19 protein-coding genes are annotated in these 15862 nt (G+C 34.9%); 9 read left to right on the top strand and 10 right to left on the bottom strand.

Features of this window, described 5'->3' with window-relative positions; genetic code table 11:
• Positions 1 to 20: 20 nt before the first annotated feature.
• Both hutH and hutP read right to left on the bottom strand, forming a co-directional pair.
• Positions 21 to 1538 carry a histidine ammonia-lyase gene (hutH, locus tag KFD70_RS16360; protein WP_336453067.1) on the bottom strand — a complete coding sequence of 506 codons (1518 nt, stop codon included), beginning with the start codon at positions 1536 to 1538 and terminating at the stop codon, positions 21 to 23.
• A 103-nt stretch (positions 1539 to 1641) separates the two neighbouring features.
• Positions 1642 to 2082, bottom strand: coding sequence for a histidine utilization transcription antiterminator HutP (gene hutP, locus KFD70_RS16355; RefSeq protein WP_000926516.1), 441 nt, complete (start codon positions 2080 to 2082; stop codon positions 1642 to 1644).
• A gap of 197 nt (positions 2083 to 2279) precedes the next feature.
• Between hutP and KFD70_RS16350 the strand changes: the two genes are divergently transcribed.
• Together KFD70_RS16350 and KFD70_RS16345 are read left to right on the top strand one after the other, a co-directional pair.
• A complete protein-coding gene (locus tag KFD70_RS16350; RefSeq protein ID WP_336453068.1) occupies positions 2280 to 3230 on the top strand; it encodes a class I SAM-dependent methyltransferase in 951 nt (316 codons plus the stop codon).
• Between the two features lie 131 nt (positions 3231 to 3361).
• On the top strand, positions 3362 to 3922 hold the full coding sequence (locus KFD70_RS16345; protein WP_336453069.1) for a class I SAM-dependent methyltransferase: 561 nt from the start codon (positions 3362 to 3364) through the stop codon (positions 3920 to 3922).
• A 111-nt stretch (positions 3923 to 4033) separates the two neighbouring features.
• Here KFD70_RS16345 and KFD70_RS16340 read toward each other — a convergent pair whose 3' ends face one another.
• Positions 4034 to 4627, bottom strand: coding sequence for an AAA family ATPase (locus tag KFD70_RS16340; RefSeq protein ID WP_336453070.1), 594 nt, complete (start codon positions 4625 to 4627; stop codon positions 4034 to 4036).
• 259 nt (positions 4628 to 4886) lie between these two features.
• Here KFD70_RS16340 and KFD70_RS16335 point away from each other — a divergent pair, with 259 nt between their 5' ends.
• Both KFD70_RS16335 and KFD70_RS16330 read left to right on the top strand, forming a co-directional pair.
• On the top strand, positions 4887 to 5183 hold the full coding sequence (locus KFD70_RS16335) for a hypothetical protein (RefSeq protein WP_336453071.1): 297 nt from the start codon (positions 4887 to 4889) through the stop codon (positions 5181 to 5183).
• A gap of 104 nt (positions 5184 to 5287) precedes the next feature.
• Positions 5288 to 5719, top strand: a complete 432-nt coding sequence (locus KFD70_RS16330; RefSeq protein ID WP_336453072.1) for a DUF2621 domain-containing protein — start codon at positions 5288 to 5290, stop codon at positions 5717 to 5719.
• A 26-nt stretch (positions 5720 to 5745) separates the two neighbouring features.
• Here KFD70_RS16330 and KFD70_RS16325 read toward each other — a convergent pair whose 3' ends face one another.
• Complete coding sequence (locus tag KFD70_RS16325; protein ID WP_336453073.1) at positions 5746 to 6252, bottom strand: CcdC family protein; 507 nt, start codon at positions 6250 to 6252, stop codon at positions 5746 to 5748.
• Positions 6253 to 6341: 89 nt separating this feature from the next.
• A complete protein-coding gene (locus KFD70_RS16320) occupies positions 6342 to 7049 on the bottom strand; it encodes a cytochrome c biogenesis CcdA family protein (RefSeq protein WP_336453074.1) in 708 nt (235 codons plus the stop codon).
• A 657-nt stretch (positions 7050 to 7706) separates the two neighbouring features.
• Here KFD70_RS16320 and KFD70_RS16315 point away from each other — a divergent pair.
• Positions 7707 to 8615: an EamA family transporter gene (locus KFD70_RS16315; protein ID WP_336453075.1), complete on the top strand. Its 909-nt coding sequence runs from the start codon at positions 7707 to 7709 to the stop codon at positions 8613 to 8615.
• Between the two features lie 15 nt (positions 8616 to 8630).
• Here the strand turns inward: KFD70_RS16315 and KFD70_RS16310 are convergent, their stop codons facing one another.
• Complete coding sequence (locus KFD70_RS16310; RefSeq protein WP_336453076.1) at positions 8631 to 8792, bottom strand: hypothetical protein; 162 nt, start codon at positions 8790 to 8792, stop codon at positions 8631 to 8633.
• Between the two features lie 289 nt (positions 8793 to 9081).
• On the opposite strand from KFD70_RS16310, the gene KFD70_RS16305 reads away from it, so the two are divergent.
• A complete protein-coding gene (locus KFD70_RS16305; protein WP_336453077.1) occupies positions 9082 to 10227 on the top strand; it encodes a M20 peptidase aminoacylase family protein in 1146 nt (381 codons plus the stop codon).
• A 53-nt stretch (positions 10228 to 10280) separates the two neighbouring features.
• Here KFD70_RS16305 and KFD70_RS16300 read toward each other — a convergent pair whose 3' ends face one another.
• The 3 genes from KFD70_RS16300 to KFD70_RS16290 form a co-directional block, all read right to left on the bottom strand.
• On the bottom strand, positions 10281 to 11225 hold the full coding sequence (locus KFD70_RS16300) for an ABC transporter permease (protein ID WP_336453078.1): 945 nt from the start codon (positions 11223 to 11225) through the stop codon (positions 10281 to 10283).
• Positions 11218 to 12129 carry an ABC transporter ATP-binding protein gene (locus KFD70_RS16295; protein ID WP_336453079.1) on the bottom strand — a complete coding sequence of 304 codons (912 nt, stop codon included), beginning with the start codon at positions 12127 to 12129 and terminating at the stop codon, positions 11218 to 11220. Before KFD70_RS16295 ends, KFD70_RS16300 begins: the two co-directional genes overlap by 8 nt.
• Positions 12130 to 12221: 92 nt before the next feature.
• Positions 12222 to 12797, bottom strand: a complete 576-nt coding sequence (locus tag KFD70_RS16290; RefSeq protein ID WP_336453080.1) for an FtsX-like permease family protein — start codon at positions 12795 to 12797, stop codon at positions 12222 to 12224.
• A gap of 195 nt (positions 12798 to 12992) precedes the next feature.
• Between KFD70_RS16290 and KFD70_RS16285 the strand changes: the two genes are divergently transcribed.
• Positions 12993 to 13604 (top strand): hypothetical protein, encoded by a 612-nt coding sequence (locus KFD70_RS16285; RefSeq protein ID WP_336453081.1) that lies wholly within the window; start codon positions 12993 to 12995, stop codon positions 13602 to 13604.
• 21 nt (positions 13605 to 13625) lie between these two features.
• Here KFD70_RS16285 and alsR read toward each other — a convergent pair whose 3' ends face one another.
• Positions 13626 to 14528, bottom strand: a complete 903-nt coding sequence (gene alsR, locus KFD70_RS16280) for an acetoin biosynthesis transcriptional regulator AlsR (RefSeq protein ID WP_336453082.1) — start codon at positions 14526 to 14528, stop codon at positions 13626 to 13628.
• Positions 14529 to 14677: 149 nt separating this feature from the next.
• Between alsR and KFD70_RS16275 the strand changes: the two genes are divergently transcribed.
• Together KFD70_RS16275 and KFD70_RS16270 are read left to right on the top strand one after the other, a co-directional pair.
• Positions 14678 to 15043: a CidA/LrgA family holin-like protein gene (locus KFD70_RS16275; protein WP_016131827.1), complete on the top strand. Its 366-nt coding sequence runs from the start codon at positions 14678 to 14680 to the stop codon at positions 15041 to 15043.
• The gene (locus KFD70_RS16270) at positions 15040 to 15717 is read left to right on the top strand and encodes an LrgB family protein (RefSeq protein ID WP_336453083.1); all 678 of its coding nucleotides are present in this window, start codon (positions 15040 to 15042) and stop codon (positions 15715 to 15717) included. The genes KFD70_RS16275 and KFD70_RS16270 overlap by 4 nt, the downstream gene beginning before the upstream one ends.
• Positions 15718 to 15862 lie beyond the last annotated feature (145 nt).

Genomic DNA, 15862 nt, shown 5'->3' with positions numbered 1-15862 from the left:
AATCTCTCCCTTTTCCCTTTTTATAGTGTTGCATTTGCATCCAATCGTTCTAAAGTAAAACGACTTGTTTTTAACCAATGTGCAATATTTTCAATATCTGTTGAGAAAACACGATCATTTGTAATAGAAGGTACTTGCTGACGGCCTTTATGGTAAAACGTTTTTGTTACCGTACTCATCTCTTGGGTACCACGATATTCCGCAGCTTGCATTGCACAAATCATTTCAATTGCAAGAACGCGTCTTACGTTTTGAATAATTTGATGTGCATGACGTGAAGCAATTGTTCCCATACTTACATGATCTTCTTGGTTAGCTGATGATGGAATTGAGTCAACACTTGCTGGATGAGCTAGCGTTTTATTTTCAGAAACGAGTGAAGCTGCTGCATATTGCATAATCATTGCACCAGACTGTAATCCTGGCTCTGGACTTAAAAATGGTGGTAAATCATTTAACTGCGGATTCACAAGACGTTCAATACGGCGTTCAGAAATATTCGCCAGTTCCGCCATTCCAACCTTTAAGAAGTCCATTGCAAATGCAATTGGTTGACCGTGGAAGTTTCCGCCAGAAATTACTTTTTCTCCACCATCAAAAATAAGTGGGTTATCTGTTGCTGCATTCATTTCAATTTCTAATTTTTCTTTTACATAATTTAAAACTTGCCAAGAAGCACCATGCACCTGCGGAATGCAGCGAAGTGAATATGCATCTTGTACACGCAGTTCCCCTTGCTTTGTTACAAGCTTGCTATCTTGAAGTACATCGCGAATACGCTTTGCAACTTCCACTTGTTCTTTGTAGCCACGAGCTTTATGAACATTTTCATCAAATGCATCAATAATGCCGCGTAACCCTTCGATTGTCATGGAAGCAATTAATTCTGATTGATACGCAATCGCCTCAGCTTCTATATAAGAAAGAATTCCTTGCGCTGTCATCGCTTGCGTACCATTAATTAATGCAAGCCCTTCTTTCGCTTCTAATTCGATTGGTTCTAAACCTTCTTCTGTAAGAGCTACCATCGCATGGACGCGTTTCCCCTTATAGAACACTTCCCCTTCACCTAATAGAACAAGAGCAAGATGGGATAATGGGGCTAAATCACCACTCGCACCTAATGAACCTTGCTGTGGGATAACCGGATGAATTTTACGGTTTACAAACTCTAATAGCATATTAACAACAAGAGGGCGAACACCGGATACCCCTTTTAACATCGTATTAGCTCGTAAAATCAACATTCCACGTGACACTTCTTCTGGGAATGGATCCCCTATTCCACATGCATGTGATTGAATTAAATTATGTTGAAGTGTCTTTACATCATCTTTTTGAATAAATACATCACTAAACTTCCCAAACCCGGTTGTAATACCGTAAACAACCTTTCCCTCTTCTACAATTTTTTCAACAGCTTCACGGCACTCCGCTACTTTTTGCATGCTACTTGGACAAGCTGTTACTCCTTCTCCTTCAAGCAGCGCGCGTTTCATTTCTTCTACTGTCAATGAATGTCCTGTTAACGTAATCATCCTGTTTCCTCCTTAAAAAGAGCAAAAGGGGACCTTACCTTTTCAAGACAGACTTCTGTCCTAAAAAGCAAGGCCCCCTTCTAACTAATAGACTATGGGCAAATCATATGTGATTAATTCCTAAACCAATGGCCTCATGCTCAGATCCTTTTACAGGCGCACCTATCGTTCCATAAAGTGCAACAGCAACCCATTCGCCTTCCTTTTTTCCGTCGTATGGTGTACCGCGCACGATTGCAAACCGAAGACCTACTGTACGAAGAACGTCTGCTAACTGAATTTGACCTCTCGTCACTCCGTACAACGCTTCCATGATTGCATGATAAAGTGCATGCGTTTCTCTGTAAACGTCTGTTTCAATAACTTGGTTACTTTTAGCCGCTGTTTCCATTGCTGCGACAACCTTTTGCGAATTCATCGAACCCACTTTCCCCGTACAATATTTCCAACCTTTTGGAATGGATAATACAGGGCTTTCATTCTCGTCCGCAAGTGCGAGCAACATGGCCATACGACCAATTCGATGTGTTCCTTGAAGAAGCATGTGACTCTCTCATTTCTTGTGAATTATTTGAATATTACTTAATTTAAGAATATATGAAAACGGTTTAATCGTCAATAGTCTAAATGATGATTAAATGAATTTTTTTAATACTCTGTTACCATTGTGTACACAATCCATTTACAGAAAATTCCCAAACATGCTATAGTCTCACTAACAGCTGTAAGGGGGACCCGAAATTGGTTAAGAGAAAAGATATTCACTTTCGAATTGACGAAAGATTACTAGGAAGATTTGAAGCCGCACTTCATTATGAAAGTCTAAATAAAACAAATGTGTTAACACATGCTATTCAGCAATTTTGTGTAAAGGTGGAATCAGACAAGTTGAATGATGTAAAAAGGCAATACGCTGTAAGTAACCATTTGCAAACACGGATTAATACTCATAAAAAATATGAGGAAAAACGAATAGACTTAGATAAGATTGTAATAGATCATCTACAATTACAAGGAACAGAAAAAATATTAGAAGTTGGATGCGCTAACGGAAATTTCCTAGCATTGCTACAAAAAGACGGTCATAAGGGACATCTCACTGGTCTAGATCAATCTACAACTATGCTACGAGAAGCTGCTATGAATGGGGTGCAGCAAAATGGAAATATTGAATGGAAATTGGGAGACGCTACCAAACTACCTTTCTCAGCTAATTCTTATGATTGGATCATCGCAAGACATATGCTGTATCACATGACGGATGTTGAAAAAACCATTCAAGAATTCCATAAAGTAATTTCTCCTGGAGGCAGGTTCCTTGCTACAACAAATTCCAAAATCTCGTTATCCCGTATGGATGAGATGTGTAACAAAATGTTAGTCGCATTCGATTTACCTGAAAAATCACCATCAGCTTCTCCATTTTGTTTAGAAAATGGAAAACAACTATTACAATCTGTTTTTGAAACTGTGGAGGAAACGGTTATCCATAATGCACTTTTATTTCATCATGCTACACCTATCATTAACTATATCTCTAGTATGTTTCCATCTTTAAACATACCTGACGACATTCATCTTCATTCAGAAATGAAAGAATGGCTAACCATTGAAATAGAAAATGAATTATCTCTTCATGGAGGAGTATGGCGTGATCCAAAAACACTTGCTATTTATAGATGTACAAAATGAGCTTGAATCTACTTTATAACAAATTCTTTAAATTTATCTTAGGTTGATGATGATATGGTGATACCCTATGAAAGAAAATTTATATAATAAACATAATATAACAATAATAAAAAATATAAGAGGTGAAACTGTTGGCTATCAAACAAGAGGAAATTAAACTGGTAATTGGTGCAGGGGGATATAATAATAACCCTGGCTGGTTACATACGAATGAGGAAGAATTAAATTTATTAAAAAAGGAAGATTGGATAAAAAGGTTTGATCCTAATTCTTTAGCGGCAATTTTAGCGGAGCATGTATGGGAACATTTATCATTTGAAGAAGGCATAGAAGCGGCGAAAGTATGTTATGAGTTTTTAAAGCATGGTGGTTACGTTCGATGTGCCGTTCCTGATGGATTTTTTCCAGATAAAGATTATCAAAAAGGGGTACAAGTTGGGGGCCCTGGACCTAAAGACCACCCCGCAGCTAGTCATAAAATTGTTCATAATTATAAAACCTTAAGAAAAATGTTTGCAGCTGCTGGATTCGAGGTGAAATTACTTGAATATTTTGATGAAGATGGGCATTTTCATTACAATGAATGGAATGGAACCGATGGAGTTATTTTTCGTTCCAAGAAATATGACCCACGAAATCAAGGGGATAAACTCGTTTTTCCATCGCTAATTATAGATGCAGTAAAACTTTAGTTATTAAGCTAAATAGGTATTACTCTTAAAGAAATCCTACCTATAGTAATGAAACAAATTTATTCTTCTTACATATAAAAGCTAGCAAATTGCTAGCTTTTATATGTATTTTCAGTCTATGAATTTTCTCCCCCTCTTTGCATTGAGCCACTTTATAAAATAATACTCTGTTTCTCCTACTGTCACTTCATCAGCATTCACATATGTAACCGGCAAATGTTTATACCACTCCCTTTCCACTTCCACCAATTCTAACTGTTCTTCAAATGTACTGCGTCTTCTCGACGTATCACTCTCCTTTCTCTCCTGCAATTTCTTTTTAGAAATATCCAAATAAAAAATTGCATTCGAACGACATTTTCTTAAATGATACAATTCCTCTTTTAGTTCGTTTTCAATATCCCAATCCACCCCTATCAATTTTGGAAAATGTAGTGTATAAAACTCAATATCTTCCGGACCACGATCAAATATCACAATACTTCCTCGTGCATTTTGAAATTCTATTATTTTTGCTTCCATAAACATTTTTTGATTTGTAATAAACCCCTCTTTTGTGTAAATATCCAAGTTTAATTTTTTTCTCTTCTCTACAATTTCATAAGGATTTTCATATATAATTTGAAAACCTCTTTGCTCTAATCTCCCTGCTAACGTTGTTTTCCCGCTTGCCATTGGTCCTTGAAGTGAAATGATATACGTCATTTTCCCCATCCTTTTTCACTAAAATAAACCTCTTTTTTACAATAAACGGAATTTTACAAACTATCAACAAAATACTTCCCACCTTGTTTCCTATTTCCATCTAGCTTATAATAAAAATAGAGACGATTATGGACGCCTTTTATGTAAGCTTGGAAAGCCAAGCTTACATTATTTTTTGCTTTCCCTTTCATTCAAAACAGGGTATACTAGATTAGAACATATGTTCTTAATGATTACATATAGTAAGGAGATAGAACAAATGGTATACGATACAAAAGTAATTTCTTGGAATGAATCTTTAAAACAACTGCAACGTCGCTATACAAATCAACCAGTGGATCGAAAACAATTTGAAGATGTTGAACTCATGGAGTTCTTCCGCAATAACGACTACATTTCTCTTCCTACACATATTAGCGGCCTATCAACAAAACGTTTTACTTCTTACTCTATTTTCACAACTGAAGATAAAGACCGTAAAGTTGGTACACTTATCATTGAATATTTAGAAGATGATAATGATATATTACGTGTCGAACAACTATACTTCGTTTAATTCATAACGCTTGGTCAAAATGGCCAAGCGTTCTTGCTTTCTATCAATCCCACTGCTTATAATACTAGTAAAAGGAAAACTGCTATCGCAAAGGGGGTATATTCTTGCTCGAAGGATGGTTTAGTTGGTTTATTGTGACTTGGACTGTTATTTTACTAGGCCTTATGTCTATCGGTGGATACTTTATGTTCCGAAAATTCTTAAAACGCCTACCGAAAGAAGACGGCATGTCTATTTTAGATTGGGAGCAGCACTATATTGACCAAACAAGACACTTATGGGATGATGAGCAAAAACAATTATTAGAAGAACTTGTAAGCCCTGTTCCCGAACTGTTCCGTGACGTCGCTCGTTCCAAAATTGCTGGTAAAATCGGAGAACTAGCGTTAAAAGAAAAAGCAAAAAAAATAACTGAAGATTTAATCATTAAAGGATATATTGTAGCAACCCCAAAACGAGATCATAAGTTTTTAATTAAAAAATTACAAGAAAAGCAAATTGACTATTCCCGTTATCAATCACTTTTGGCAAAATAAAAAACCTCAAGGAGTCTTGAGGTTTTTTACGTTAACTTCATATCTTTCTCATTATAAAAACCATCTTCTTTTTCCATTTCCTTTTGCAATTTCGTAAACGAGCGATACATTGCAATTCTCCAAGAGACAATCATTGCAAAAGCAAGTAAGAAGAACATTCCACTTAGTTGTCCTAAATCAAGCGATTGACTTAAATATGTTTTAAAGACAATACGTACCACGAGCAAACCAATTAAAATAAATACGAAAGCTTTGGAACGCTTTAAATAAATATCTTGTCCACGCACTTCAAATTTAGATGTTTTAATCAGAAAAATTGAGAAAAACAAACCGACACAGATTGCTTCTAGCATTTCTGCTGGTGTGAGACGAAATTCCGGAAAAATGTACATCAGTGCTCCCGTACTCATAAAAAACGGAGGGAGAATGATTTTTTTCAATGTTGCTGGTTTCTTTGCTGCTTTTAAACGAATAAACATCGCACCTACAGCCATACAAACAGCAATAATACTTGATAAAAGAACTAAGTTCATACTTTCTCATCCTTTTTTGTGGCAATATGAAAATATAGTTTCATTATATGCTTTTCTGTTAGTATTTCCAACATTTTCACAGAATAATACTAAAAACCGGTAAAACCACCAAATAGGCTTGAAAAATATGCAATAATTTTTGTCATCCAATTAAAGTATAAGAAAATCCCCATAACAATCATGATATATCCGCCTACTTTCACAAACGTCCCACTATGTCGTTTAATCCAAGACATTTTCGTAATAAAAAATGAAAGTATAAAAAACGGTATTGCAAATCCAAGTATATAAGCAATCATATACATCATTGCTGATTCTGGATTCGTGGTAGCTAATCCAATTACAGCTACTAAAATTGGTCCGGTACATGGCGTCCAACCAGCCGCAAATGCTAAACCAATTAAAGTAGATCCTATATAACCACTTGGACGGTTTTTAAATGTAAACTTACGATCTTGCATTAAAAACTTTGGTTTGAATACTCCCACAATTACAAGTCCGAATACAATGATGAATATTGCTCCTAACTGCCTAATTAAGTCTTTGTAATCTTGGAAGAACGATCCAATAAAACTTGTACCAAATCCAATCGCAATAAACACGATAGAAAATCCAAATAAGAAAAACGCTGTATGTATCATACTTCTTTTACGAAGCATTGCATTTTCTTCTTTTAATTCAGAAATCGACATTCCCGTTATGTACGATAAAAATGCTGGATAAAGCGGTAAACAACAAGGGGAAATAAATGATAAAAAACCGGCCCCAAATGCTAAAAAAATATTAATATCTTGCATCCTTTCACTCCTCTCCTCTTCAATTATTGTAGCAAAAACAACAGAAAATACTATGAACAATTCATGAATTCACTATTTACAACTTTTTAATAAGAAAAAAGCTGCACACTGCTATACAAATTTGAAACCGAAATACCCCCCTTCTTTTCAGGAGAAAGAGCATCCCGCCATGCATAGAAGCGGTCAGATCCTTTTCCTGCCCCATGCTAGGTGAAAACAAAGAGAGAAAACAAGTAGCAGTCACCTTTTGTTATCCATAGCCACAGCTTATCTGTCGAAAAATCAAAGTGGATTTATATATTTTTCTGAAGCGTTTTCATTTTTCTTCTATTATAAATAATATGCTGTTACTCATTAACATATCAAAGCTTCTTCCAAACAACAAATGATTTGTATATCACATCTCTGTGTACTATACATTTCCTGTAAAAAAATATTTTTTTCAAATGATAACTTTATACAATCCACTCCTTGTCTTACAATACTTCTATAATTATAAGTTTCAAGATTATGCATAAATATCATACTTTTATTATTATTCTATAAAATGTCACACTTTTCTTTCATTTGACCCTTCATTTTTAATTTTGTATACTTCCATCTAGTTATATATGTCCGTTTTGGAACAACTAAATATATAGGATGGGAGGAATTTTCATGCTTCGTTATTCTCTATTAGTTTTATTAGGAGCATGTAGCTATGGAATTTTAGCTATTTTTGTTAAACTTGCATACGCAGAAGGGTTTTCACTTGGAGAAGTAATTGGTAGTCAATATTTGTTCGGTTGGTTTATTTTGCTTGGAATTACTCTCCTATTTTCTAGACACCGCGTTCCACTTAAACAAATGCTTATTTTATTTGTCGCTGGAACATCTGCAAGTTTCACAGGAATTTTTTATTACGCTTCATTGAAAACTGTACCGGCATCTATTGCCATTATCCTTTTATTCCAATTCGTTTGGGTGGGAATTATCATTGAAGCTGTTGCGACAAAAACATTACCGTCAAGAGAAAAAGTCATTTCCGTTATCTTTTTACTTGCTGGTACATTCTTATCGAGCGGATTATTAGAAAAGTCAGCGGGTGACTTCGATACAACTGGAATCATATTAGGTTTACTATCTGCTGTTACATTTGCAACATACATTTTTGTCAGTGGTAAGGTTGCTGTTGAAGTACCATCCTTACCACGGGGCGTTCTCTTAATGGCGGGTGCTTTAACTTTAGTAATGATAGTATTCCCACCAACATTTATTTTTAACGGAGCTATTTCACAAGGACTTTGGAAATACGGTTTAGGGCTAGGGACGTTTAGTATCGTAATTCCATCCATTGCCTTTACAATCGGAATTCCAAAAATCGGTTCCGGCTTAGCAACTATTCTTGGGGCAGCTGAACTACCTGTTACAACAATTATGTCTGTATTTATTTTAAAAGAAGCCGTACTTTCTTCTCAATGGCTTGGTGTGGCGCTTATTTTGGTTGGAATTGCAATTCCGCAAATTGCGTATACGATGCGCGGGCGTTATCAAAAACATCATACACATAAGAAAGTTGCTGCTTAAACAAAAAGAGGTTTCTCAAGATGAGAAGCCTCTTTTTAATTGTTTCATATTACTTTTAGCTCGATTCGCAATTTCTAACGCACGGTCTGTTTCTTTAGCTGCTTGATTTAATGCCTGTTTAACATTTGTTTCTTCTATTTTCTCCCCTTTTTCATACAAAAAGACCATAAATAACAATAGCGATTTCCAAACATTCCCCGCTGCGTTATACTATGGTCTCTACACGAATTTTGTATGTATTTGTATTTACATGTTTTAGTATATCTTGCTTTTATGAATTTCTTGTAAATAACGATCTTAAAATGTAAAAGATACAATATTTATATGTAAAAAATTATAAAATTAACTCAAAAGATATTTTTATCGATTCGTTCAAAAGAACTAAGTTCCTATATACTTACTAATAAATACATTTTACGAAAACCACCAATTGAAATTTACCTTGAGAAAGAAGGCACATAATATAATGAAACCTATCACAAATCAATTAACAGAAAAACTAATCTCTATCCACCGTCATTTACATCAATATCCAGAACTATCTTACGAAGAATTCGAAACAACAAAAGCGATACGTAACTGGTTAAACGAAGCTGACATAACAATCATTAATTCTGATTTAAAAACTGGCGTGATTGCTGAGGTTTCTGGTAATAAAAACGGGCCCACTGTTGCGCTCCGTGCCGATATTGACGCTCTTCCTATACACGAAGAAACGAATTTATCTTACGCTTCTAAAAACCCTGGAAAAATGCATGCATGTGGTCACGATTTTCACGCGGCATCCATTCTCGGTGCTGCCTACTTATTAAAGGCGAATGAATCTTCACTTAACGGTACTGTTAGGTTCATATTCCAAGCTGCAGAAGAAAGCGGTGACGGGGCACGTAAAGTAATAGAATCGGGCCATTTACAAGATGTCCAAGCAATCTTTGGTATGCACAATAAACCCGATCTACCAGTTGGAACAATCGGTATTAAAGACGGTCCACTAATGGCAGGAGTCGACCGTTTTGAAATCGAAATTAAAGGGATTGGAACACATGCGGCTGTACCTGACGCTGGTGTTGATCCGATTGTCGCTTCTTCCCAAATTGTTATGGCACTGCAAACGATTGTAAGTCGAAATATTAGTTCTTTTCATAACGCTGTCATAAGTGTAACGAATATCCATTCAGGAAATACATGGAACGTTATTCCTGAAAATGCAACTTTAGAAGGAACTGTCCGTACATTTCAGGCAGAAACACGTACAAAAATCCCCAAATTGATGAAGCGTGTTATTAAAGGCGTCGCTGATGCACTTGGTGTCCAAGCTAAATTCCATTGGTATCCAGGTCCTCCTGCTGTTCATAATGATGTAACACTTACAGAATTATCTACTCATATTGCTCAAAGAATGGGACTTCAAATTATTTCACCAAAACCGTCTATGGCAGGAGAAGATTTTTCGTTCTACCAACAAGAAATACCTGGTTCATTCGTCTTTATGGGGACAAATGGTACGCAAGAGTGGCACCATCCTGCCTTTACATTAGATGAAGGTGCGTTACCTATTAGTGCACAATTTTTTGCTTTACTAGCTGAGGAAGCGATTAACAAATTAAGATAAAGAAAAACCGTTAAGATTATTCTTCTTAACGGCTTTTTCATCTTATCCTATCATTAGGTTAAATCGCGTTTTAAAAATACAGTATAGGAAATGCCTAAAAATACAAGTAAATATATAAGAAGCATACAAGACGCAAATGGGAATGTTACACCTTGAATGAAACTACCACCATTTAAGATTCCATATAAATCTGTATTTGCTGGTAATAAAAATTTCATCCATTCGTACCTAGACGCTGGTATTAAAATAACCCCCCCAGATAACGCCACGAATAAGGAAATACCAATAGCCCCTCCACTTGATCTCGTTAAAACAGAAATCATAAAAGCAAATGCTGCGTACACAAGAGTTGGCAACCATTCTAATATATAATACTTACTCACATCAACAAATATATTTTGCTGAACGATATTTCCATTTTGTACGATAAACTCTACCCATGCAGGCTGTTGAAATTTATAAATAATAAACCCACATAAAAGTGAGAAAACCATATTAAATATAAATAATAATGCAGAGAAAATAACAATTGCGATATACTTTGCTGTTAAAATTTTAAATCGACTTGCCGGACGAATCATTAAAAATTTATAAGTTCCCCAATTGTACTCGTTCGCAAAAATTGTACTTGCATATACAAGAATAAATGGTAATAAAATTGGAAACACAATTAAACCTGTATCTCTCATAAAAGTTAGCGGTGAATCGCCTGCTGGTGGAGTATTTGTATCTAAATGCTTCATTTTTAACTGATACTCTTTAACAAGCTCATCTCCCGATCTTTGATTGATAATATCCTGTTTTGTACTCCCAAGTTTTTTTTCAATTTCTGTCGTTCGATCTTGATATTCTACTTTCCAATCTCCTGATGAAGATGGAAAATATTTAACTGACACCCACCCTAAACCGATAACTAGAATTGTAATAACAGCAAACGGAATGATCGTTCGCTTTCGCTTAAAGATTTTATACAACTCATTATAGATTAAATTAAACAATATCCTTTCCCCCTGTTAATTCTAAAAACTTCTCTTCCAATGTCTTTCTTTCTTCATACACACGATAAATACGAATCCCTCGTTCTGTTAATGTACGAATCACATTTGGAATTTCTTTATTTTCCATAGTCATAATCAATTCATTATCTTGAATCGTGACATCATATTCTAAAAGTTCTGCTGCTTGTTTCACATCATCAACACGTATATGTATTGTCTCCAGCTCCATGCTTTCATCTTGCTGAATATTTTGTGTTGCCACATATTCTCCATGCTGAATAATAATAACTCGGTCACACATTAATTCAACTTCAGATAATAAATGACTTGAAACAAGCACAGCCTTCCCTTGTTCATGTGCAATTTTCTTTATGTACATTCGCATTTCATGAATACCATTTGGATCTAATCCATTTGTCGGTTCATCTAAAATGAGTACATCTGGATTATGTACAAGCGCTTGCGCAATTCCTAATCGTTGTCTCATACCAAGCGAATATGCTTTTACTTTACGATTAATGACTTGTCCCATACCCAGTAGTTGAACGACTTCATCAATGCGTTCTTCTGTAACATTGCCATTCATACGTCCAAAGTATGTTAAATTTTCATAACCACTTAAAAAAGGATAGAATTCTGGATTTTCAATTACAGCACCAATTTTTGCTGCTGTACTTTCAAACTCCCGTTTTACAGATTGACCATCTATCCATACTTCCCCTTCCGTCATGCGAATCATACCGACCATCATTCGCATTAATGTTGTTTTCCCAGCACCATTTGGCCCTAACAAACCAACCACTTCACCTTTTTTCACTTCAAAGCTTATATTTTCTACTAATGTCTTTGAACCGATTCGCTTTGTTAACCGATCAACTTTTACTATCGACTGCTCATTTGTCATTCCATACAACCTTTCTTTTTCACACTTATTAAGTTCTTTTCACTGTATCACGATTATTTCCTCATGTAAAACAGAGAAAAAGACATGATGTTTCATGCCTTTTTCTCTGTTTTATGTGAACTTTTCTTTTTTAAACCTTGTATATATTGATAACATTGCCACATCGATAATACAATTAAAATAATAATAAATAATGTCGTTACTAATAGTGAAGAAATTGTAATTGGCGCACTACATCCCCCATAAATCCTCGCTATTTTCATGAAAATAATTGTACATAACTTTAAAAATAGCATACCATGAATCAATCCAAAAAAACCAGCCCCACCAAAAATCACTAACTGTTCCTGCCACAACAAACACACCATTGTTCTTTTTTTCATATCACTGCCTTCATACAATTGAAATTCTCGTTTTCTTGTCTTTAAAAAACTATTTATCATTTTGTATGTAATAAAACTACATACAAACAACAAAAAAATAGACACATAATAAAAAAGCGCCACAAATAACGGAATATGTTGCAGCTTTTCTACTATCATTTCGTTTGATTGAATAGATACAATAAAAAAACAAATTGTTGTACTCGTTGCAATCCATATAAATTGCTTTAATCTTTGGGCAGCATAGTTCTGTATATTTTTCCTTGCTAACCGAAATAAAGACATAATTGATTCCCCTACCTTACTTTATAACGTCCAATCTTCTATACTACCAGTGTATAAAAATATGATTTTTTTAACATCGAACTACAACCGGAATCTTTACTAGGTCTTAAGTCGGAGAAAAATGACTTTATGTCTACGGTTATACTGAACAGAAAAACCCCTATAAGAGCAAATATATTAATATGGAGGGATTAAATGAGAAAACTGTTTCTTCTCAGCATCATTTTATTGATTACTTTTCTTAGTAGTTGTGTTGTCGAGCAAAATACAGACTCATACACAATTGTAAAACCATATAAATTATCAGAAAAGGAAACTGCTCTTTTACAATTATTACCCTTACAACAAGAACATGTTTCTTTTTATGAAGTTACCATTCCTCATAAACAAGCTAAAATATTTACAACTATTGAATATTACCAAAATGGAGAAAAAATAAAAGATATAGTTAGGCTTTCTTCTTCCGACTTTATAGATAAAAAAATAAAATTAGCCGTTGGTCAGCAAATATTTCAACATACGAATAATGAAACTTGGCAATGGTTCATAGGTATTGATGGTGGTTCCATGACTGCTTCTGAAAATGGCTTACCTAATATTAATGGATCTGCATTTGAAGAAATTAACAATCCTCAAAACATAGAATATAACAAAAGAGCAGTCCTTGCTGCTTGGATAAAAACAAATAAAAACCATATATCCGCACTCTCTATAGAAGATGAAGAATCACGCCAACGATTGCTCCGAGAAAATGAACATGTCTACTTAGTCAGTATTGAAATAAAAAGAGGAGATGCCTCAGAATAGCATCTCCTCTTTTTTGTCATTTTACTTATCGTTTTCTACTTCTATTCGTTTCTTTTCCCTAGCAATTTTTAAAAACTCTAACAGCTCAGGGTTACTATTTGTTTTCCGATATGCAACTGACATCTCTGCTACAAAATTAGAATCATATATAGCCTTATATACAACTTCTGTTTTGTACAACTTATTCGCAGAAACCGGAATCACTGTTAATCCAATTCCCGCTGCTACAAGCCCCATAACAGTTTGGTACTCTGTTGCCTCCTGTACAATATGTGGACTGAATCCAGCGTTCCTACATAATGATAAAATCGTATCATATAACGCAGGCCAAACCGGTCTCGTTATGAATACAAATGGCTCATCTTGCAAATCTTCAATATGAATTTCTTCTTTCTCTGCTAGCGGATGCGCTTTTGGTAAACATAGTGTACACGAAAGCTTTTGAATTGGTTCTAACTCTAGTAATTGCGTATTAATTGGCGGACGTAAAAATCCAATATCAATTCGATTATCATGAAGCGCGTGAACTTGATCTGGTGTTGATAATTCATGTAGTGCAACAGATACTCTTGGAAACTTCTTTCGATATTCTCTAACAATAGACGGTAAAATATCGTATATAGCTGCCCCTACAAATCCAATTGAAAGCGAACCAACCTCTCCTCTTTGTGCACTTTGTGCAACCTCAACTGCTTTTTCAATTTGATCAAATGCTTTTTTTACTTCTTTTAAAAACATTTCTCCTGCTTCTGTTAGCTCAACTTTCCGCTTTGTTCTTGAAAATAACGTAACCCCCATTTCTTTTTCTAATTGCTGAATTTGTTGACTAAGTGGGGGCTGTGTCATTTGTAAACGAGCGGCTGCTCGACCAAAATGCAGCTCTTCTGCCACCACAACAAAATATTGCAAATGCCGTAATTCCATTTCGGACACCCTTTTCCATTAATATGTATAATAAATTAATAACATATAATTTATATATTAGACAAATTTTTTGAAAGAACGTATAGTAGAAATTGTTAATTCTTTTTACAATTTTTATGTAACAAACGAAACGAAAGAGGTGTTACTGTATGAAATGGTGGAAATTAAGCGGACAAATTTTACTATTATTTTGTTTCGCTTGGACAGGTGAATGGATCGCAAAACAGGCACACCTCCCTATTCCAGGAAGTATTATCGGTATTTTCTTATTATTAATTTCATTAAAATTTAACCTAGTGAAAAAAGAATGGATTCAAGACGGAGCAGACTTTTTACTAAAAGAACTTATTTTATTTTTTATTCCTTCTGCTGTCGCTGTTATCCGCTACAAAGATACATTATCGCAATATGGTATCGATCTCATTTTAATTATCATGATTAGTACTCTTTGCGTAACACTCGTAACTGGGATCTTAACAGAATTGCTTTTAAAGCGGAAAGGATCAGCACAATGATTGCCTTTTTATGTTTATTATTAACACTATTCACATATTGGATATCTAAAAAACTATATCAGCGCTGGAACTGGAGTATACTTTCTCCCCTTCTCGTTTGTCCAATTGTGTTAATCGCATTATTACTCGGGTTAGATACATCTTATGAAACATACGATTCTGGTGGTCACTGGCTAACTGAACTATTAAAGCCAGCAACAGTTGCTTTTGCATGGCCGATCTATAAATACTTTGATCTGTTTAAAAAACATGCAAGTGCTATTTTAATTAATGTTGTTGTCGGCTCTTTTTTATCCGTTATCACTTCAGCTTTACTAGCAAATGCCTTTCAAATTGATTCATCGCTAGAACATAGCCTAGCACCACACATCGTAACAACACCAATTGCCATGGCAATTTCAGAAATGATTGGTGGTATGTCTCAATTAACAGCAGTATTTGTTGTATTAACCGCATTAACAGGAGCACTCTTAGGTCCTTCTCTCATTCGCATATGCCGTATTAAAACAGCTATCGCAAAAGGTATTATGTTAGGTACTAGCGCAAATGGAACTGGCACTTCAAAAGCATTTGAAATTGGGCCAGTTGAAGGTACAATTGCAAGTTTATCTATGCTTTTGACAGCTGGCGCAAGTTTAGTCATTGTTCCACTTTTCTTATCTTGGTTACATTAAACAACACTATACTCTTATTTTATTTATCCCGATCAATCAGGTTTACTACCCACAAATAACAAGATAGAAATAAATCATTACAAGAAAAAGGATAGAAACTGTAATATAACGCTACATTTTCTATCCTTTTCTTAATCCGCTTCTC

The organism is Bacillus pfraonensis, assembly GCF_050768835.1.
Classification (GTDB): Bacteria; Bacillota; Bacilli; order Bacillales; family Bacillaceae_G; genus Bacillus_A; species Bacillus_A pfraonensis.
This window is presented reverse-complemented; position numbering and strand designations above follow the sequence as displayed.